Genomic DNA, 18,652 nt, shown 5'->3' with positions numbered 1-18,652 from the left:
TTGATCAATCCGCTGTGGGGGGAGTTGCCATCCCCAGCTCCGCACACAGCCGGTTGACCGTGGCCCGCAGATCGGCCACCTCGGCCTCTAGGCGTGCTACACGCTCCAGTGCCAGGCCTTCGGTCTGACGTGCTGAGCCCGCGCCGGCCCACAAAGCCTCATCCACCGGACCACACAGCAGATGCGCCCAGCGTTGCTCACGGGCGCCCGGGGCTTTGGCCAGTTTCACCACCAGCGGGCCACCTTTCTCGTCGGGGCGGTCCTGCAGTTCTTCCAAGAAACCCTCCACCGAGGAGATGTCGGCAAACTTGTACCAGCGCTCGCTGTTGAGGCGCAACTCGGCGGCGGTTTGTGGGCCGCGCAGCATCAGCAGGCCCAGCAGCACCGCCGACTGTTCCGGCACACCCAGGCCACGCTGGGCGTTGTGCTCAAAACGGGTGACCCGGCTGCCACTGCTTTCACGCACCAGTTGCTGCGTTTTGAGGCTGCTGACCGCGTCGGCCACCTCGGCCTCGCTCAGGTTCATGAGCGGGTCGCGGCTGCTTTTCTGGTTGCAACCGAGCATCAGCGAGTTGAGCGACAGTGGGTAACTGTCGGGCACGGTGCGGGCTTTTTCCATCAAGGTGCCGAGCACACGTGCTTCAGTCGGGGTGAGCAGGATGGTGGGCGCAGGCGGGGTGACCGGTGCGCTGCCAAAGGGGGGAGGGGTCAAAGTCATAATTCAGCCAAGTATGAAAAACATCGTTATTTTGATCTCAGGCGGCGGCTCCAACATGTTGGCCATCCTCAAAGCCGCACAACGCGACAACTGGGCCGCCCAGTATCAGGCCCAGGTGGCCGCGGTGATTAGCAACAAGGCCAGCGCGGGTGGGCTGGTCCTGGCACGCGCACAAGGTGTGGCCACCGAGGTGCTTGACCACACTAGCTTTGCCAGCCGCGAGGCGTTTGATGCGGCGCTGATGGCGCGCATCGACAGCTACGCCACCCCCGGCCACCCGCCGCTGGTGCTGCTGGCGGGCTTCATGCGAATTCTGACGCCTGGGTTTGTCAACCACTATGCCGGACGGCTGGTCAACATCCACCCCTCGCTGCTGCCCGCTTTTGCCGGGCTCAACACCCACCAGCGCGCGATTGATGCGGGCTGCCAGGTGGCCGGTGCCACGGTGCATTTGGTGACCCCCGAGCTGGACCACGGCCCGATCCTGGCGCAAGCCGTGGTGCCGGTGTTGCCGGGGGACAGTGCAGACACATTGGCGGCACGGGTGCTCACACAGGAACACCTGATCTACCCGCGTGCGGTGGTGAAGTTGCTTCAAGATAAGTAGCTATTAGCCCTTGATTTATAAGGGCTAGAAGCACATTTCTTATGCAAAACTCACTCGTGCCGCAGCGCCTCAATTGGGTCCAACCGCGCCGCGCGGCGGGCCGGCACGTAGCCAAACAAGACCCCAATCGCCGCTGAAAACACGAAGGACAGCAGGTTGACACCCACGTTGAAGACGTAGGGCACATCCATCAGCCGCGCCAGCCCGATGGACGCACCTGTGGCCAGCACAATGCCGATCAGGCCACCCAGGGCCGAGAGCACCACCGCCTCTATCAAAAACTGCAGCAGCACCTCACCTTCCAGCGCACCAATCGCCAGGCGCAGGCCGATCTCACGCGTGCGCTCGGTCACACTCACCAGCATGATGTTCATGATGCCGATGCCGCCCACCAGCAGGCTCACCGCAGCCACCGCACCCAGCAGCATGGTCATGACCTTGGTGGTGCTGGCGAAGGTCTCGCCGAGTTGTTTGGTGTCGAGCACATTGAAGTTGTCTTCGTCGGCCTCGGCCAGCTTGCGTCGCTCGCGCAGCAGCTCGGTCAGGGTGGCTTTGACACGTTCGGGGTCGGCGCCGTCCACCATCGACACCAGCAAGGTGTTGATACGCAGGTTGCCGGTGATGCGCCGCTGCAGCGTGTGCAAAGGCACCAGCACCACATCGTCCTGGTCGTTGCCAAAAGCACCCTGGCCCTTGGAGCCCAGCACCCCAATGACCTCGCAGGTGATTTGTTTGACCCGGATGAAGGCGCCCAGCGCGCTGTTGCCAGAAAACAGCTCGCGTTGGATCGTCTGGCCCACCAGGCAGACCGAGGCGCCACCGCGTTCTTCGTCGTCGCTGAAAGAGCGACCCTCGCTGAGTTTCCAGTTGCCGGTGACCAGCCAGTCGTTGGTGCTGCCAATCACGCTGCTGCCCCAGTTGCGCCCGTCGGCAACGATGGTGGCTGAGGTACGGCCCTCAGCCGCCACTGCCAACAAGCCGCTGACCTGGCTGCGGATGGCGATGGCATCGGCCTCGCGGAAAGACGGTGCGCCACTGCCACCGGGTCCGCCCATGCGCTGGCCGGGCCGGATTTGCAGCAGGTTGGTGCCCAGCCCGGCGATCTGGTTCTGCACCGACAGGGTGGCGCCGTTGCCCACGGTCACCATCGTGATCACTGCGCTGACACCAATCACAATGCCCAGGATCGTCAAAAACGAGCGCATCAGGTTGCGCCGGATCGAGCGCAGCGCCAGCAACAAGGTGTTGAGCCACATCAGATGCTCTCCTCGGTCTGGGTGACAGTTGCTTCGGTCAGTGCCAGCGGATGCGGGTTGCGCACATCACTGGCCACCAGACCGTCGACAAAACGCACGATGCGTTTGGCGTAGTCGGCCATGTCGCTCTCATGGGTGACCATCAGCACGGTGATGCCGTGGTCCACATTGAGCTTCCAGAGCAGGTGCATGATCTCGTGGCTGCGTTTGGTGTCCAGGTTGCCGGTGGGTTCATCGGCCAGCAGCACGGCGGGCTCGGTGACGATGGCGCGGGCAATCGCCACGCGCTGTTGTTGACCACCGGATAGCTCTGCTGGCGTGTGGTGCTCCCAGCCCGCCAGACCGACCGAGGCCAGCGCCTTTTTGGCGGCGGCATGGCGCTTTTGGGTGGGTTCACCCCGGTATAGAAGGGGCAGTTCGACGTTTTCCTGCGCCGAGGTGCGCGCCAGCAGGTTGAAGCCCTGGAACACAAAACCCAGGTAGTTCCGCCGCAATAACGCACGCTGGTCACGCGACAGGTGTTCCACATGCACACCGTTGAAGATGTACTCGCCCGAGGTGGGTGTATCCAGGCAACCGAGGGTGTTCATCGCGGTGGATTTACCCGAGCCGCTGGGGCCCATGATGGCGACAAAGTCACCCGCATCGATAGCCAGATCCACCCCTTTGAGGGCGAGCAGGGCGGTGGCGCCCTGGCCGTAGACCTTGGTCACCTGTTTGAGCTGGATCAGCGGCTCGCTGCTCATGGTTTTTTGGCGCTGGCGTTGCTGCGTTGTTCGGTGATCACCGCCAAACCTTCGCTAAGGGCGCCGTCGGTGATCTCGGTCATACGACCGTCGCTGATGCCAGGGGTGACCGTCACCGCCTCGGGCACACCGTCACGCAGCACCCATACCTGTTTGGTCGCGCCGCCCGAGACACTTTTACTGCGCCCCGGGGGCATACGCGGCATCATGCTCGACATGATGCCGCCACCCGATTTGGCCGCTGCTGTGTTGGTCTTGGCCGGGTTAAAACGCAGCGCGGTGTTGGGCACCAGCAGCACCCCCTTGCGCTCAACCGCCGTGATGGTGCTGGTGGCGGTCATGCCGGGGCGCAGGCTCAGGTCGGCGTTGGCCACATCAAGCTGGGTCACATAGGTGACGACGTTGTCGGTGATGGTCGAACCATACGACACCGTGGTGATGGTGGCCGGAAAGCGCCGCGTCGGGAAGGCGCTGACGGTGAAGCTGGCCTTTTGTCCAACCTTGACCCGGCCCACGTCGGCCTCGTCCACATTCACTTTCAACTGCAGCTGGCTCAAATCCTCGGCAATGGTGAACAGGGTCACGGCTTGTAATGAGGCGGCCACCGCGTTGCCCGGGTCGACACTACGGGTCAACACCACACCGTTGATCGGTGAGCGGATGGACGCTTTGGACAGGTTGGTCTCGTCGGTGGATAAGGAGGCACGGGCCGAGTCGACGCTGGCGCGGGCACTCAGCTCAGCGGCCACGGCGCGCTCCATGCCTGCCCGCGCGGTGTCGAGCTCGGTGGCCGAGGGCACTTTGCCACCCGACAGCCGGGCCACTTCTTCGAGCCGGGCCAGGCTGGCGCGGTTTTCCTTGACGGTCGCCGTGGCCTGGGCCAGCTGGGCTTGCGCCACCGCCAGTGCGGCGCGTGAACGGGTCACCTGGTCACCCAGCTTGGCGGTGTCGAGCTCTACCAGCACCTGGCCCTGTTTGACCCGGTCGTTGATGTCCACCAGCACGCGGCGCACGGTGCCCGAGAGTTCACTGCCGATGCTGACCGAGCGTGTGGGTTGCAGCGTGCCGTTGGCGGTGACGTTGAGCGTCAGGTTGCCTTTGGTGACTGGCTCGGTGATGTAGCTGGGCGCCGCATTTTTTTGCTGATTGAGGCTCCAAGCCCAATAACCGCCTGAGCCTGCAGCTATCAATACAACAGCAGCCCAGAGGCTTCGGCGCTTCCACCAGGTCGGCTTGGGCTTGGCGGCCAGCAAGGCCTGCAGCGCGTTGGGCTGGGGTGTGGGTGGGGTGGGGGAGATAGGGGTGTTCATATCGATGCAGATAGGGGATCAGATTCGGCGGCCTGGGGTTCGGGCGGTGTCAGGGCTGCGCCTGCCAGCCGCCACCCAGCGCTTTGACCAGCCGGACATGGTCGGCACCCAATGTGGCCTGCAGACTGGCCACGCTGTCCTGGGTGCTGAGCAGGGTGCGCTGGGTTTGCAGCACGGTCTGGAAGTCGATCAGGCCGCTGGCAAAACGGTTTTGTGCCAGCAGGTCGGCGTTGCGCGCAGCGGTCGCTGCTTGTTGCAGCAAAACCAGGCGTTCGCGGTCGTTTTGGAGTGCCATCAGCGCGTCTTCCACCTCTTTGAGGGCGGTCAACACCGTGCTCTGGTAGCTCGCGCGGGCCTGCTCCAGCGCGGCTTCCTGCGCCAGTACCCGGCTTTTGCCAGCGCCACCGTCGATCAGCGGCACCGAGACCGAGCCTAGCAGGCTGCTGACCAGCGTGGCGCCGTTGCCCAGGCCCGCCAAGGTCAGGGCGCTCAGAGACAGGGAACCACCCAGCTTGAAGCTGGGGTAACGCGCGGCATCCGCTGCATCCACCCGTGCCAGTGCGGCGCGGATGCGGTACTCGGCGGCACGCACATCGGCACGCTGGCGCAGGGTCTCGGCGGGGATCTGTTGGCTCATTGTGCTGTTGGCTTGCGGCACAGCACGCTCTGGCAGCAGCAGGGTGTCCAGATCCAGCGGCCGCTGACCGGTCAATACCGCCAGGCTGTGGCGGGTCTGGGCCAGATTGGTCAATAGCGAGGGGATTTGCGCGGCGGTCTGCGCCGCAGCGGTTTGCGCCTGCTCCACCTCGAGCGAGGTTACCAGACCGGCCTGGGCACGCCACTGGGTGATCTGCAGGGTTTGTTGCTGGCTGGCCAGGTTGTTCTGGGCAATGGCCAGCTGGCTCTGGGTGCCACGCAACTGCAGGTAAGCCAGCGCCACCTCGGCCGTGATACTGACCTGCACATCGCGCAGGCTGGCCTGGGAGGCGAGTGCGTCGGCCTCACTGGCGCGGATGCTGCTGCGGTTGGCACCAAACACATCCACTTCCCACCCGGCGTCCAGCCCGGCCGTGAAGCGGTTGCTGGCCTCGCTGCTCTCGGTTTTGCTGCGCTGGCCTGAGCCGGACAGGCTCAGATTGGGGCCCGCCGTGGCCACACCCACATCCCGCAGGGCGCGCGCTTGCTGCAAGGCGGCTTGCGCAGAGCGGATGCTGGTGTTGGCCTGCAAAGCCTGGTTCACCAGTTGGCTCAACAAGGGGTCTTGAAAATCGTCCCACCAGGCGGTGGGTTGCTGGGCCGCAGTGCTGCTTGCCTCCCAAACCGGCTCTTGTGAGTCAGGAGTTGTACTCAGGTTGGCGCATCCGGCCAATGCCAGGCAGGTGGTCAGTGTGAGCAACAGGCTGGGGCGGGCAGACGGGCAAAAGCGGGCGGTGCGAAGCGGTGTGGGGTGCATCAAAAAGGGATGTAGGGGCGGCGGCTGGGCCAGACCGGCGGATTGTGCGGCATCTTGATGAAAGCTGAGTCTCAGAGCGGTGAAGCTGTGTAAAGTTCCCGCATCGGCCAAGCCGCCACCGGTTCTACAAGGCGTGACCTGCGGGTGATATAGCGACTTTGCACCGTTGTCCGGTGGCTCATGGGACAATGCGCGCCCTATGCATCCAAAAGCCCTGCTTGACGCCTGTTCTGAACTGGTGCGTCTCACCCTCAAATTTGATCACCCGGCCGACGCCATTGTGTCGCGCTTTTTCCGCGACCACCGCGGCCTGGGGCCGCGTGAGCGTGCCACCCTGGCCGAAACCGTCTACACGGTCTTGCGCAAAAAAAACCTGTTTGACCACTTTGCGCCATCCGGCAGTGGCCCCAAAGAGCGGCGCCTGGCGATTCTGGGTTTTTACGGCCCGGGTGATTTCCTGCGCAGCGCCCTGAGTGATCAAGAAATCAACTGGCTCGACCAGTGTGAAAAGATCCAGCCACAAGACCTGATGGATCGCCACCGCCACAACCTGCCCGAGTGGCTGGTGCAGCCGCTCAAAGACCAGCTCGGTGACGGTTTCTGGCCGCTGGTGGAGAGTTTCAACAAAGGCGCCGGGCTTGATCTGCGCGTCAACACCTTCAAGGCCAAACGGACCGATGTGCAAAAAGCGCTGGCCGAATCCGGCATCAAGGCGCTGCCCACGCCGTACTCCCCCTGGGGCCTGCGTATTTCGGGCAAACCAGCGCTGAACAAACACCCTGCCTTTGTGGCTGGCGACTTTGAGGTGCAGGACGAAGGCTCGCAACTGCTGGCGATGCTGCTGGACGCCAAACGCGGCGAGATGGTGGTCGATTTTTGTGCCGGTGCCGGTGGCAAGACGCTGGCGATTGGTGCGGCCATGCGCAGCACTGGGCGGCTTTATGCGTTTGACACCTCGGCTGGGCGGCTCGATGCCTTCAAGTCGCGCCTCGCGCGCAGCGGGCTGTCCAATGTGCACCCGGCTGCTATTGCGCATGAGCGTGATGACCGCGTCAAACGCCTGTCAGGCAAGATCGACCGGGTGCTGGTGGATGCACCCTGCACCGGCATGGGCACGCTGCGACGTAACCCCGACCTCAAATGGCGCCAGGACATGAAGGCCGTTGAGGAGATGGCGGTCAAACAGACGGCTATTTTGCAAAGCGCCGCGCGTCTGGTGAAGTCGGGTGGCCGCCTGGTCTATGCGACCTGCAGCGTGTTGCCGCAGGAAAACGAAGCGATTGCCCAGGCTTTCTCCGAGGCCAACAAGGACTTTGAGCCGCTGGATGTGGGTGAAGTGTTGACCCAGCTTAAAGTCGAGCAAGCGGCCACCTTATGCAGCGGTGGGGACAACGGTCAGTGTTATTTGCGACTGTGGCCTCACCAGCACCAGACCGACGGCTTTTTTGCCGCAGTCTGGCAGCGTAAATAAGCCGCGCTGCCGCAACCCGCTGCCAGTGATCCACTGGTAGCGCGGGATATTTATAAAGAGGGACAAAGCTTGACGACTTTTTTGCTCGATTGGGCCAGTGTGGGCCTGTGGGACATCAGTGCCTGGGCCATGGTGCTGTTCACGCTGGTGATGACCCACATCACCATGATTTGCGTCACCATCTTTTTGCACCGGCATCAGGCGCACCGCGCGCTCGATTTGCATCCGGCGGCCTCGCATTTTTTCCGCTTCTGGCTCTGGCTCACCACCGGGCAGGTCACCAAGGAGTGGGCGGCCATCCACCGCAAACACCACGCCAAGTGTGAGCAGCGCGACGACCCGCACAGCCCGCAGGTGTACGGCATCAAAACCGTGCTATTGCAAGGTTACGAGCTGTACCGCAAGGAAGCGTCCAACCTCGACACCCTGGCGCGTTATGGCCACGGCACACCTGACGACTGGCTGGAGCGCAACGTTTACAGCCGGTTTTCGTCGGCCGGTGTGATCCTGATGCTGCTGATTGATCTGACTCTGTTTGGTGCGGCCGGGCTGGCGGTGTGGGCGGTGCAGATGATGTGGACCCCGGTGATGGCGGCTGGCATCATCAATGGCGCGGCGCACTACTGGGGTTACCGCAACTTTGAGGCGCCCGACGCCAGCACCAACATCTCGCCCTGGGGTGTGCTGATTGCGGGTGAGGAGTTGCACAACAACCACCATACCTACCCGACCTCGGCCAAGCTGTCGGTCAAGCCTTATGAGTTTGACATCGGCTGGATGTACATCAGCCTGCTGCAGCGCCTGCACCTGGCCAAGGTCAAAAAGACACCACCTCGGCTGGCGCTGGGCAGCGTACGGCCCGTGGCGGATGAGCAGACGCTGGAGGCGCTGATCCACAACCGCTTTGAGTTGATGGCGCGTTACGCCCAGGGCATGCGCAGCGCGTTCAAGCAGGAGGTCAAAGCCCTGCGCGCGCGCCAGGCCGATGCCAGTGTGATCCGCGCTGCCAAAAGCTGGTTGCACCGCGATGCCGACAAGATCCCTGCAGAGATGGCCGCGCAGCTGGCGGCAGCCCGTGCGGCTTCGCCGGTGCTCGACAAAATGGTGGTGATGCGTGAAGAGCTGCGCCAGATGTGGCTCAACCGCTTGCACACGCGTGAGCAACTCGCCGCCGAACTGCAGGCCTGGTGCCAGCGCGCCGAGGCCAGTGGCATTGCGGCCTTGCAGGAGTTTTCAAAAAAGCTGCGCGCCGTGCAAGCCTGAGGCTGCTGCAAATATAGGCACGAAACGGGCATTTGGCCCTTTTTCCAAGTGGGTAGAATGCTTCGCTATTCATAGCGTTTCTGGGCGACTGGCCCCTGCCGCTGCCCCTTGGATGCCAGCCTTTTTGTGAAAGATGTTGACCATGATCCTGTCTGCGTTCCTGACCTTGCCTGCTGCGCCCTGGCCAGCCACTGATCACCTTGTGGGCTACGCCACGATGGGTTGTTTGTCTCACACCGGGAGTGCAGCATGAATTTTGGACTGGCAGCACATCGCCTGCACCGCATGGGAACAGAGTGCACCTTGCTGCGTTGGGCGCGTGTGTGTGAACCGGCGCTGCGGCAGCTCGGAATCACTTGGCACGCCACCGGTGGGGCGCATGACACATTGGTGGTCAACGACTTGTTTCGTGGCCAGTTGATGTCGGTGGGTTATGGCCGGGATGGCGGCCTGATGCGGCTCGCGTCGCGGATTGCGGGTGGGCTGACGCCTGAGGCAGAGCTTGATGGGGTGTTTTTTTTCATCGACCCGGTCAACCCGACCTCGATTTTTCCGGAGGCGCAGGCCCTCAAGCGCCAATGTGTGATCCATGGCAAACCCTTTGTGGCCACCTTTGCCGGTGCGGTGGAGTGGGTGGCCTTGGAGCTGGTGCGTGCGGGTGTCGGCACCGGGCCGGTGCCGATGGCCGCGCAGCTGCTGGCGCTGGAATCCCAGGTGGTGGCACTGATCGCCCACGATGCACTCAAAGAGGACATGGTCGACTTTGCCATGAAACACTTTGACACCTTGTCGCGTTTTGCTGGACGGGTTGCCACCGGCACCACCGGCAGCCGCCTCAATGCCATGGCCTGGGCGCGTGGCTGGCCGGCATCCCAACCCTGGGTCACCTGTTACCAGAGCGGCCCACTCGGTGGGGATTCCCAGATCGCCGAGCTGGTGCTGGATCGGCGCTGTCAGAAAGTGATCTTTTTTGAAGACCCGCATGTGGCACGCCAGCATGAGGCCGACATCCAGCTGCTTGACCGTGCGGTCTACAGCGCAGGTGATGTCACCACCTGTTTCAACACCCCCGCCATGGCCGGGCGCTGGGCTGAGGCGGTGGCAAAAAGCAGTTAAATTGGCTTCCAGCCCTTTGTTTAAAAGGGCTGCTTGCTACAGCTATAAAAGCAAAAAAGCCCGCTGGAAGCGGGCTTTTTTGACTCAGGAAAGACTGAATTACTTCAGCTTCATTTCCTTGTATTCCACGTGTTTGCGAGCCTTGGGATCAAATTTCTTGATCAGCAATTTCTCGGGAGTGGTCTTCTTGTTTTTGTCGGTGGTGTAGAAGTGACCGGTGCCAGCTGTTGATTCCAGCTTGATTTTTTCGCGTCCGCCTTTGGCTGCCATGATGATTCCTTCGTGAAATTAGGCTTGACCACGTGCGCGCAGGTCTGCGAGCACAGCGTCGATACCGTTTTTGTCGATCAAACGCAGACCGGCGTTGGAAATACGCAGGCGAACCCAGCGATTTTCAGATTCCACCCAGAAACGGCGGTATTGCAGGTTCGGCAGGAACCGACGCTTGTTTTTGTTGTTGGCGTGGGAAACTGTGTTCCCAACCATCGGGCCTTTGCCCGTGACTTCACATACGCGTGCCATGTGGACACTCCGATATTTTTAACGGCCCCGACTGACGCCGGGAGCCTCACCTCGCCAAGAAAAAGGGTGGCGGTAACCCGATTGCCGTCCGATCCCCTCACGGGGGCGTTCAGCAAAGCCCGGCATTATAGCCCGCTATTTGGGCTCAGGCCTGTTGTTCCAGAAAACGCTGGGCATCGAGCGCCGCCATACAGCCTGTGCCGGCGCTGGTGATGGCCTGGCGGTAGACGTGGTCCTGCACGTCGCCTGCGGCAAAAATGCCGGGCACACTGGTCTGGGTGGCAAAGCCCTTGTTACCGCCTTGGGTGATGATGTAGCCGTTTTCCATGGCCAGCTGGCCTTCGAAAATGCCGGTGTTGGGGGAATGGCCGATGGCGATGAAGCAGCCTTTGAGCGTCAGGTCTTCCAGCGCGCCGGTGTTCACGTTTTTGATGCGGGCACCGGTCACACCACTCTGGTCACCCAACACCTCTTCGAGGGTGCTGAAGGTGCGCAGTTCAATCCGGCCCGAGGCCACTTTGTCCATGAGTTTATCGATCATGATCGGCTCGGCACGGAACTTGTCGCGGCGGTGGATCAGATACACCTTGGACGCAATATTGGACAGGTACAGTGCTTCTTCGACGGCGGTGTTGCCACCACCGACCACACAACAGACCTCATTGCGGTAGAAAAAGCCGTCACAGGTGGCGCAGCCTGACACACCGCGGCCCATAAAAGCCTCTTCCGAGGGCAGTCCCAGGTACTTGGCAGACGCGCCTGTGGCCAGAATCAGTGCATCACAGGTGTAGCTGCCGCTGTCACCGGTCAAGGTGAACGGGCGTTTGGAGAAATCAACCTGGTTGATGTGATCAAACACAATCTCGGTCTTGAAACGTTCGGCATGCGCCAGAAAACGCGCCATCAGGTCCGGGCCCTGCACACCGTCCACATCGGATGGCCAGTTGTCGACCTCGGTGGTGGTCATCAGTTGGCCGCCCTGGGCCATGCCGGTGATCAGCAGTGGCGACAGGTTGGCGCGGGCGGCGTAGATGGCCGCGGTGTAACCAGCGGGGCCGGAACCTAGGATCAGAACTTGTGTGTGGCGTTGGATTGTCATTTGTTACCTTTTTAATACGAGGGGCTGACGTGTACAGTCGAGATAATTTTTTAAACTATCGGGTTGCTAAAAGAACGGAAAGTGTGCGTGTTTTGATGCTATCGGTTCTGGGAATCTGCGTTTTTTAGGGTGATGAGATGGCTATGTTGACAACGTCGGATTTATTGCGCAGGGTGCCTATTTTTGCGGGGCTCACCCCGGCGCAGATATCTCAATTGTCCGGCAATGTGGTCAAGCAGCGCTACAAGCGGGGTGAATTGATCGTTGAACAGGGCAAAAAAAGTGGTGCCTTGTTCATCATCCTGTCGGGTCGGGCCCGGGTTGTCATGACCGACCGACGTGGCAAAGAGGTGATCCTTAACACCCTCGGGCCGGGCGATTGCATCGGTGAGATGAGCCTGATCGACGGTGAAAGTCACTCAGCCAGCGTCAAGACCGATGTCCAGACCGATGTGCTGGTGCTCAGCTACTCCGAGTTTGTGCGCTGCCTGGCCGAGAACCAGAGCATCGCGTTCTGGATCATGAAGGGACTGGTGCAGCGCTTGCGCAAATCGGGCGAGATGGTCAGCTCGCTGGCGCTGATGGATGTGTACGGGCGTGTGGCCAAGGTGCTGGTGGACGCCGCCCAGCCCCAGGGTGAGAGTGATCTGGTGATCTGCGAAAAAATGACGCGCCAGGACATTGCCAAAATGGTGGGCGCCTCGCGTGAAATGGTCAGCCGGGTGATGCGTGATTTTGAAGAGCAGGGTTTCATCCAGACCAATGAAGCTGGTTGTTTTGTGTTGAAAGAACGTCGTCTGGCTTTGCGCCAACTCCCATGACCTATTCCCTCAATACCCTCAACTCATCCCGCAACGAGGCACCCAAGGCGAGTCGCTCGGTGTTGGGCCGCTTTGCGCAGGAGCTGTGGCTGCTGATGGGTCTCGTGCTGCTGGCGCTGTGGCTGCTGGCACTGCTGAGTTATTCCCCGCTGGACCCGGCATGGTCCACCTCGGGCAACGGCGGACCTTTGCACAACTACGCGGGTCATGTGGGCGCTTGGTTGGCCGACGGCAGTTACTTTCTGCTGGGGTATTCGGTGTGGTGGTGTGTGGCCGCCGGCCTGCGTGCCTGGTTGTCGGCCCTGGCGCGCTGGTTGCGTGGGCATGAGGAGGTGTTGGCACCGGCCAAACCCGGTGCTCAGGCCGTGTCGGCCGAAGGCGGGCGGATTCTTTTCTGGTTGGGCTTGCTGGTGCTGCTGTGCGCCAGTGCCACGCTGGAGTGGACGCGTTTTTACAGTTTGGAGGCAGGCTTGCCGGGTCACGGTGGTGGTTTGCTGGGTTATTTTCTGGGGCCGCTAGGGCTGCAGGGCCTGGGGTTCACCGGCTCGGGACTGGTGGCGATTGCCGCAGGGGTGATTGGTTCGTCTTTGGTGTTTGGTTTTTCCTGGGGGCTGGTGGCCGAACGGCTGGGTGCCTGGATGTTCGGCCAGATCGAAAACCGTCGCGAAAAAATCGCCCAGGACGAAGACCTGGCGCTGGGCCAGCAGGCCGCCCAGGCACGGGCCGAGGTGCTGGTTGAAGAGCGCCAGGACCAGGCTGTGCACCACCCCAAACCGGTGGTGGTGGTGGAGCCGGTGGTGGTGGAGGTGCCCAAGAGTGAGCGTGTGGTCAAAGAGCGCCAGAAACCGCTGTTCCAGGAAATTGACAGCAAGCTGCCGCAGGTTGACCTGCTCGATGCCGCCCTGCTGCGCCAGGAAACTGTGGCGCCCGAGACGCTGGAGATGACCAGCCGCATGATCGAGAAAAAACTCAAGGACTTTGGCGTCGAGGTGGCGGTGGTGCTGGCCCAGCCCGGCCCGGTGATCACCCGTTATGAGATCGAACCGGCCACCGGCGTCAAAGGGTCACAAATTGTGGGCCTGGCCAAGGATTTGGCGCGCAGTCTGAGCCTGGTGTCGATCCGCGTTGTGGAAACCATTCCCGGCAAGAACTACATGGCGCTGGAGTTGCCCAACGCCAAACGCCAGACCATCAAACTCAGCGAAATTCTGGGCTCCAAGATCTACAACGAAGCCAAGTCGATGCTGACCATGGGCCTGGGCAAGGACATTGTGGGTAACCCGGTGCTGGCCGATCTGGCCAAGATGCCGCACGTGCTGGTAGCGGGTACCACCGGCTCGGGCAAGTCGGTCGGTATCAACGCGATGATCCTCTCGCTGCTCTACAAGGCCGAGGCCCATGACGTGCGCCTGCTGATGATCGACCCGAAGATGCTCGAAATGTCGGTCTACGAAGGCATTCCGCATCTGTTGTGTCCGGTGGTCACCGACATGAAACAGGCCGCCAATGGCCTGACCTGGTGTGTGGCCGAAATGGAGCGCCGCTACAAACTCATGAGCAAGATGGGCGTGCGCAACCTGGCTGGTTTCAACACCAAGTGGGACGAGGCCAAGGCACGTGGTGAGTTCATCTACAACCCGTTTAGCCTGACGCCTGAGGCGCCCGAGCCGATTGAGCGCCTGCCCCACATCGTGGTGGTGATCGACGAGCTGGCTGACCTGATGATGGTGGTGGGGAAAAAGATCGAAGAGCTGATTGCCCGCCTGGCGCAAAAAGCCCGCGCCGCCGGTATCCACCTGATTCTGGCCACCCAGCGCCCCAGTGTGGATGTGATCACCGGCCTGATCAAGGCCAACATCCCGACGCGTATTGCGTTCCAAGTGTCCAGCAAGATCGATAGCCGCACCATCCTCGACCAGATGGGGGCCGAGGCGCTGCTGGGCATGGGTGACATGCTCTACATGCCCAGCGGCACCGGCCTGCCAATCCGTGTGCACGGCGCCTTTGTCAGCGACGAGGAAGTGCACCGCGTGGTCAGCTACCTCAAGAGCCAGGGTGAACCCAATTACATCGAAGGGATTCTCGAAGGCGGCACGGTCGACGGGGAAGACGGTGCAGGCACACTCGACGGCGGTGGCGGTGAAAAAGACCCGATGTACGACCAGGCAGTTGAGGTGGTCCTGAAAAACCGCAAGGCAAGTATCTCGCTGGTGCAGCGTCACTTGAAGATTGGTTACAACCGCGCCGCCCGGCTGGTGGAAGACATGGAAAAAGCCGGTCTGGTCAGCAGCATGAGCACCAGCGGCCAGCGTGACATCCTGGTGCCCGCGCGCAACGAATGATGGGTCCCACAATGCACTTCAAACGACTTTTGATCACTACGGCTTTGATAGCTATCGGGGCAGGTAATACCTGGGCTGGCGGCATAAAAAGCTTGGAAGAATTCGTCAAAACCGTGAAAGCCGGCAAGGCCGACTTCACCCAGGTAGTGACTTCACCGGCCAAGGACGGGCAGGCGCCACGTGTCAAAACATCGAGCGGCCAGTTTGAATTTGCCCGGCCCAACCGTTTCAAGTTTGTCTACGTCAAACCCTTTGCCCAGACCATCGTCGCCGATGGCCAGACCCTGTGGTTGTATGACGTTGACCTGAACCAGGTCACGGCGCGCCAGCAGTCGCAGGTGTTGGGTTCGACCCCCGCAGCGCTGATTGCCTCGGCCGCTGATCTGAAGGCGCTGCAGGCAGACTTCACCTTGACTGATGCACCCGACAAGGACGGGCTGCAATGGGTGCTGGCGACACCGAAGGCCAAAGACGGACAGTTGCAGTCGGTGCGGGTCGGCTTCAGGGCTGGCGGATCCGAAGTGGCCACCCTCGAAGTGCTGGAGATTCTGGACAGTTTTGGCCAGCGTTCGGTGCTGAGTTTTGCGGGTTTCCAGGTCAACCCGGCTTTGCCAGCCAAAGGTTTTGAGTTCAAACCCCCGCCTGGGGCGGATGTGCTCAAACAGTGAGGGCTGGCTGGTGATGGCATCGGCTTGATCTGGTCGAGCCGTTGGCCTGTATCTGCGCTGGAGTTGATCCAACTGGGGCTGGTGTGTGGTGCCTCCGGTGGAAAATGACCTTGTCTCCGGCAGAATGTGGCCGCCGCACTTTCGGGCGCCAGGGTCATTCTCAAGACACCAACCCTTTTACCTCACTGTTTATGCCAGTCCCATTGCCGTCTGAGCGCCTGTCAACCATCCGGGCTCTGTTTGACGACTACATCGCGCAGTACGCCACGCGTGATGACCGCTTGATCACCCGTTTCAGCGACAACTTCAGTGGTTACAGCGGTGGCGGGGATGTGCTGGTGAAGGACCGCGCCGAGTGGGTGAAGATCACCCGGCAGGACTTTGCCCAGGTGCCGCAGCCACTGCGCATCGAGATGCTCGACATTTGCCTGCAAGACCTGTGTCATGAGGTGGTGGTGGTCACCGCTTTTTTCCATATCCACCTGCCGGGCCCGGAGCATGTGTTGTCCCGCGAGACGGCACGCCTGGTGCTGATTTTCCGGCTGGAGCAGGGGGACTGGAAAATTGTGCACAGCGGCATCTCCATCCCCTACCACCTGGTGCAGGCCGGTGAGGTCTATCCCCTGAAAGGTTTGCAGGACCGCAACAGCACGCTCGAGAGTCTGGTCGAGCAGCGCACCAAACAGCTCCAGGACAGCGAGGCGTTGTACCGCCTGCTGACCGAAGAAACCCTGGATGTGGTCTGGAAGACCGACCGCGACTTGCGCATCACCTACATCAGCCCGGCCGATGAGCGGCTGCGTGGCTTCAAGGCCGAAGAGGTGCTGGGCCGGCATGTGTTTGAGCTGTTCACCGAAGACGGTGTGGCCACGGTACAGAACATTCTTAAAAACACAACCCAGGCGGGTGAGGGGAAACGGTCTCCCGAAGGCTTCTGGATCTTTTCTGTGCAACACCGCGCCAAAAACGGCCGGGTGTTGTGGGGGGAGGTGCTGGCCAAACCGCAATATGACGCACAAGGCAACATCCTGGGTTACCACGGCACCACACGCGAGTGCACCGACCGTGTCCGGCTGGAAGACGAGGTACGGCAGCTGGCATTTTTTGACCCGCTGACCAGCCTGCCCAACCGGCGCCTGCTCGATGACCGGCTCGGGCAGAGCCTGGTGGTGAGCAAACGCAGCGGCAACTATGGCGCGGTGATGGTGCTGGACCTGGACAACTTCAAGACCCTCAATGATTTGCACGGCCACCATGTGGGTGATTTGCTGTTGTTGGAGGTCGCCCAGCGGCTGGTGGACTGTGTGCGCCAGAAAGACACCGTGGCGCGTTTTGGGGGTGACGAGTTTGTGGTGATCCTGGGGGAGTTGAGTGCCGACCGGCCGCGCTCCATCCAGCAGGCCAGCGACGTGGCCGAGAAAATCCGCGCAAGTCTGGTCGCGCCTTACCTGCTCAAGGTGTCCCAGAGCGGGCAGATGGATACCCTGGTGGAGCACCACTGCTCGGCCAGCATCGGTCTGGCGCTGTTTCTGGGTCAGGACGCCAGTCAGAATGACCTGCTGAAATGGGCTGATGCTGCGATGTACCAGGCCAAAGCGGCGGGTCGCAATGTGATCCGTCTGGCTGACGGCTGAGCGGGCAGCGGGGTCATTTGCCCGCCTGGTCAGGCCACAATAGGGTCATGAGCACCGCGCCCTCCAACCACCCGCCGCTGGCCGAGCGCCTGCGCCCCAAGACCCTGGCCGAGGTGATTGGCCAACAACACATGCTGGGCGAGGGCATGGCCCTGCGCCTGGCTTTTGAGTCAGGTCAGCCGCACAGCTGCATCCTGTGGGGCCCGCCGGGCACCGGTAAAACCACCATCGCGCGGCTGATGGCCGATGCGTTTGACGCGCAGTTCATCACCATCAGCGCGGTGCTCGGTGGGGTCAAGGACATCCGCGAGGCGGTCGAGCAGGCGCAACTGGCCCAGGCCCAGGGTCGGCGCACACTGGTGTTTGTCGATGAGGTGCACCGCTTCAACAAAAGCCAGCAGGACGCTTTTTTGCCGCATGTGGAAAGCGGTTTGTTCACCTTCATCGGCGCCACCACCGAAAACCCCTCGTTCGAGGTCAACTCGGCCCTGTTGTCACGCGCAGCCGTTTATGTGTTGCAAGCGCTTACCGCCGATGATTTGAAGCACATTGTGGCTTCAGCCCAGACGCTGCAAGGGGTGCCTGCTATTGAAGACGCAGCAGTTGAGCGTTTGGTAGCTTATGCCGATGGGGACGCCCGGCGTCTGCTGAACACCCTGGAAACCTTGGCCGTGGCGGCAGCACAGGAGAAGCGTGTCGAGATCACCGACGATTGGTTGCTCAAGGTGCTGGGTGAGCGCATGCGCCGTTACGACAAGGGTGGCGAACAGTTTTACGACACCATCTCGGCCTTGCACAAAAGTGTGCGCGGCAGTGACCCGGACGCCGCGTTGTACTGGCTGGTGCGCATGCTCGACGGTGGCGCCGACCCCAAATACATGGCGCGACGCCTGGTCCGTATGGCCAGCGAAGACATTGGTCTGGCCGACCCGCGGGCCTTGCGTTTGGCGCTGGATGCGGCCGAAGTCTATGAGCGCCTGGGCAGCCCCGAGGGTGAGCTGGCGCTGGCCGAGTGTGTGGTCTACCTGGCCATCGCCCCCAAGAGCAACGCGGTCTACAAAGCTTTCAATGCAGCCAAGGCCTTTGTCAAGCAAGATGGCACCCGCCCGGTGCCCATGCACCTGCGCAACGCACCGACCAAACTCATGAAACAGCTGGACTACGGCAAGGGCTACCGCTACGCGCACGATGAGGCTGGCGGCTTTGCGGCCGGTGAACGTTATTTGCCTGAGGGCATGGCCGAACCCGGTTTTTATCAACCGGTGGAGCGTGGTCTGGAGATCAAGATTGCCGACAAGATGCGTGCCTTGCGTGCGCAAAACCAGGCCGCTGCGTCCGCTGGCAAACGCTGATGCCGGATATGGCCATTGGCTCGTGCAGGTGCGTTCAGGACCGATTGGCCAGCGGTGTTGTGCGTGCATCAGGCGGTCAATGAGACATCGTCATCCCCGATTAGCTGATCTGATGGAGTGTGAATCCGGGGGTAAACCCGCGCCAGTACTGGGGCGGCGGGCCATTTGACCTTGACTACAATCGCGGCCACTTCCGCCCCCGGTGCTTTGTACTGGCAGGCTTATTGCTAGAGAAACCGGGTTGCTTGTAGTGCATGGTTTTGCAGACCCTTAC

17 protein-coding genes are annotated in these 18,652 nt (G+C 61.6%); 9 read left to right on the top strand and 8 right to left on the bottom strand.

Annotated elements, in window-relative coordinates; translation table 11 throughout:
• Positions 1-4 precede the first annotated feature (4 nt).
• A complete protein-coding gene (locus RF819_RS04000; RefSeq protein WP_078363775.1) occupies positions 5-718 on the bottom strand; it encodes a YceH family protein in 714 nt (237 codons plus the stop codon).
• Positions 719-731: 13 nt separating this feature from the next.
• Here RF819_RS04000 and purN point away from each other — a divergent pair, with 13 nt between their 5' ends.
• On the top strand, positions 732-1,325 hold the full coding sequence (gene purN, locus RF819_RS03995) for a phosphoribosylglycinamide formyltransferase (protein ID WP_078363774.1): 594 nt from the start codon (positions 732-734) through the stop codon (positions 1,323-1,325).
• A gap of 50 nt (positions 1,326-1,375) precedes the next feature.
• Here the strand turns inward: purN and RF819_RS03990 are convergent, their stop codons facing one another.
• The 4 genes from RF819_RS03990 to RF819_RS03975 are packed head-to-tail and all read right to left on the bottom strand — an operon-like array spanning position 1,376 to position 6,090.
• Complete coding sequence (locus RF819_RS03990; protein ID WP_078363773.1) at positions 1,376-2,581, bottom strand: ABC transporter permease; 1,206 nt, start codon at positions 2,579-2,581, stop codon at positions 1,376-1,378.
• On the bottom strand, positions 2,581-3,327 hold the full coding sequence (locus RF819_RS03985; protein WP_078363772.1) for an ABC transporter ATP-binding protein: 747 nt from the start codon (positions 3,325-3,327) through the stop codon (positions 2,581-2,583). Before RF819_RS03985 ends, RF819_RS03990 begins: the two co-directional genes overlap by 1 nt.
• Positions 3,324-4,637 (bottom strand): efflux RND transporter periplasmic adaptor subunit, encoded by a 1,314-nt coding sequence (locus RF819_RS03980; protein WP_078363771.1) that lies wholly within the window; start codon positions 4,635-4,637, stop codon positions 3,324-3,326. The genes RF819_RS03985 and RF819_RS03980 overlap by 4 nt, the downstream gene beginning before the upstream one ends.
• Positions 4,638-4,686: 49 nt before the next feature.
• Positions 4,687-6,090 (bottom strand): efflux transporter outer membrane subunit, encoded by a 1,404-nt coding sequence (locus RF819_RS03975; protein ID WP_078363770.1) that lies wholly within the window; start codon positions 6,088-6,090, stop codon positions 4,687-4,689.
• Positions 6,091-6,289: 199 nt separating this feature from the next.
• Here RF819_RS03975 and RF819_RS03970 point away from each other — a divergent pair, with 199 nt between their 5' ends.
• The 3 genes from RF819_RS03970 to RF819_RS03960 all read left to right on the top strand — a co-directional run bounded on the left by RF819_RS03970 (position 6,290) and on the right by RF819_RS03960 (position 9,940).
• The gene (locus RF819_RS03970) at positions 6,290-7,561 is read left to right on the top strand and encodes an RsmB/NOP family class I SAM-dependent RNA methyltransferase (RefSeq protein ID WP_078363769.1); all 1,272 of its coding nucleotides are present in this window, start codon (positions 6,290-6,292) and stop codon (positions 7,559-7,561) included.
• Between the two features lie 129 nt (positions 7,562-7,690).
• Entirely contained in the window at positions 7,691-8,824 is a 1,134-nt protein-coding gene (locus tag RF819_RS03965; protein ID WP_078366760.1) for a DesA family fatty acid desaturase, read from the top strand.
• Positions 8,825-9,073: 249 nt separating this feature from the next.
• On the top strand, positions 9,074-9,940 hold the full coding sequence (locus RF819_RS03960; RefSeq protein ID WP_078363768.1) for a methylglyoxal synthase: 867 nt from the start codon (positions 9,074-9,076) through the stop codon (positions 9,938-9,940).
• Between the two features lie 99 nt (positions 9,941-10,039).
• Here RF819_RS03960 and rpmG read toward each other — a convergent pair whose 3' ends face one another.
• The 3 genes from rpmG to trxB all read right to left on the bottom strand — a co-directional run bounded on the left by rpmG (position 10,040) and on the right by trxB (position 11,561).
• Positions 10,040-10,210, bottom strand: coding sequence for a 50S ribosomal protein L33 (gene rpmG, locus RF819_RS03955; RefSeq protein ID WP_078363767.1), 171 nt, complete (start codon positions 10,208-10,210; stop codon positions 10,040-10,042).
• Between the two features lie 18 nt (positions 10,211-10,228).
• Positions 10,229-10,462, bottom strand: a complete 234-nt coding sequence (gene rpmB, locus RF819_RS03950; protein ID WP_078363766.1) for a 50S ribosomal protein L28 — start codon at positions 10,460-10,462, stop codon at positions 10,229-10,231.
• 145 nt (positions 10,463-10,607) lie between these two features.
• Positions 10,608-11,561, bottom strand: a complete 954-nt coding sequence (gene trxB / locus RF819_RS03945) for a thioredoxin-disulfide reductase (protein WP_078363765.1) — start codon at positions 11,559-11,561, stop codon at positions 10,608-10,610.
• 137 nt (positions 11,562-11,698) lie between these two features.
• Here trxB and RF819_RS03940 point away from each other — a divergent pair, with 137 nt between their 5' ends.
• From RF819_RS03940 to RF819_RS03920, 5 genes are all read left to right on the top strand, one after another.
• Positions 11,699-12,382, top strand: a complete 684-nt coding sequence (locus RF819_RS03940) for a Crp/Fnr family transcriptional regulator (RefSeq protein WP_078363764.1) — start codon at positions 11,699-11,701, stop codon at positions 12,380-12,382.
• Positions 12,379-14,724, top strand: coding sequence for a DNA translocase FtsK (locus RF819_RS03935; RefSeq protein ID WP_078363763.1), 2,346 nt, complete (start codon positions 12,379-12,381; stop codon positions 14,722-14,724). Before RF819_RS03940 ends, RF819_RS03935 begins: the two co-directional genes overlap by 4 nt.
• 11 nt (positions 14,725-14,735) lie before the next feature.
• Positions 14,736-15,392 carry an outer membrane lipoprotein periplasmic chaperone LolA gene (gene lolA / locus RF819_RS03930; RefSeq protein WP_078363762.1) on the top strand — a complete coding sequence of 219 codons (657 nt, stop codon included), beginning with the start codon at positions 14,736-14,738 and terminating at the stop codon, positions 15,390-15,392.
• A gap of 191 nt (positions 15,393-15,583) precedes the next feature.
• Entirely contained in the window at positions 15,584-17,026 is a 1,443-nt protein-coding gene (locus tag RF819_RS03925; protein WP_078363761.1) for a diguanylate cyclase domain-containing protein, read from the top strand.
• A gap of 47 nt (positions 17,027-17,073) precedes the next feature.
• Positions 17,074-18,378, top strand: a complete 1,305-nt coding sequence (locus RF819_RS03920) for a replication-associated recombination protein A (RefSeq protein WP_078363760.1) — start codon at positions 17,074-17,076, stop codon at positions 18,376-18,378.
• The last annotated feature ends 274 nt before the right edge of the window (positions 18,379-18,652 follow it).

The organism is Rhodoferax fermentans (assembly GCF_002017865.1).
Taxonomy (GTDB): Bacteria; Pseudomonadota; Gammaproteobacteria; order Burkholderiales; family Burkholderiaceae_C; genus Rhodoferax; species Rhodoferax fermentans.
This window is presented reverse-complemented; position numbering and strand designations above follow the sequence as displayed.

Bases quoted from the DNA above. Each gene is read 5' to 3' on its own strand.
- rpmB (WP_078363766.1), bottom strand. From the start codon at position 10,462: ATGGCACGCGTATGTGAAGTCACGGGCAAAGGCCCGATGGTTGGGAAC.
- RF819_RS03975 (WP_078363770.1), bottom strand. From the start codon at position 6,090: ATGCACCCCACACCGCTTCGCACCGCCCGCTTTTGCCCGTCTGCCCGC.
- RF819_RS03970 (WP_078363769.1), top strand. From the start codon at position 6,290: ATGCATCCAAAAGCCCTGCTTGACGCCTGTTCTGAACTGGTGCGTCTC.
- RF819_RS03980 (WP_078363771.1), bottom strand. From the start codon at position 4,637: ATGAACACCCCTATCTCCCCCACCCCACCCACACCCCAGCCCAACGCG.
- RF819_RS03960 (WP_078363768.1), top strand. From the start codon at position 9,074: ATGAATTTTGGACTGGCAGCACATCGCCTGCACCGCATGGGAACAGAG.
- RF819_RS03985 (WP_078363772.1), bottom strand. From the start codon at position 3,327: ATGAGCAGCGAGCCGCTGATCCAGCTCAAACAGGTGACCAAGGTCTAC.
- RF819_RS03940 (WP_078363764.1), top strand. From the start codon at position 11,699: ATGGCTATGTTGACAACGTCGGATTTATTGCGCAGGGTGCCTATTTTT.
- RF819_RS03965 (WP_078366760.1), top strand. From the start codon at position 7,691: ATGGTGCTGTTCACGCTGGTGATGACCCACATCACCATGATTTGCGTC.
- rpmG (WP_078363767.1), bottom strand. From the start codon at position 10,210: ATGGCAGCCAAAGGCGGACGCGAAAAAATCAAGCTGGAATCAACAGCT.
- RF819_RS03990 (WP_078363773.1), bottom strand. From the start codon at position 2,581: ATGTGGCTCAACACCTTGTTGCTGGCGCTGCGCTCGATCCGGCGCAAC.
- RF819_RS03925 (WP_078363761.1), top strand. From the start codon at position 15,584: ATGCCAGTCCCATTGCCGTCTGAGCGCCTGTCAACCATCCGGGCTCTG.
- RF819_RS03935 (WP_078363763.1), top strand. From the start codon at position 12,379: ATGACCTATTCCCTCAATACCCTCAACTCATCCCGCAACGAGGCACCC.
- lolA (WP_078363762.1), top strand. From the start codon at position 14,736: ATGCACTTCAAACGACTTTTGATCACTACGGCTTTGATAGCTATCGGG.
- RF819_RS03920 (WP_078363760.1), top strand. From the start codon at position 17,074: ATGAGCACCGCGCCCTCCAACCACCCGCCGCTGGCCGAGCGCCTGCGC.
- RF819_RS04000 (WP_078363775.1), bottom strand. From the start codon at position 718: ATGACTTTGACCCCTCCCCCCTTTGGCAGCGCACCGGTCACCCCGCCT.
- purN (WP_078363774.1), top strand. From the start codon at position 732: ATGAAAAACATCGTTATTTTGATCTCAGGCGGCGGCTCCAACATGTTG.
- trxB (WP_078363765.1), bottom strand. From the start codon at position 11,561: ATGACAATCCAACGCCACACACAAGTTCTGATCCTAGGTTCCGGCCCC.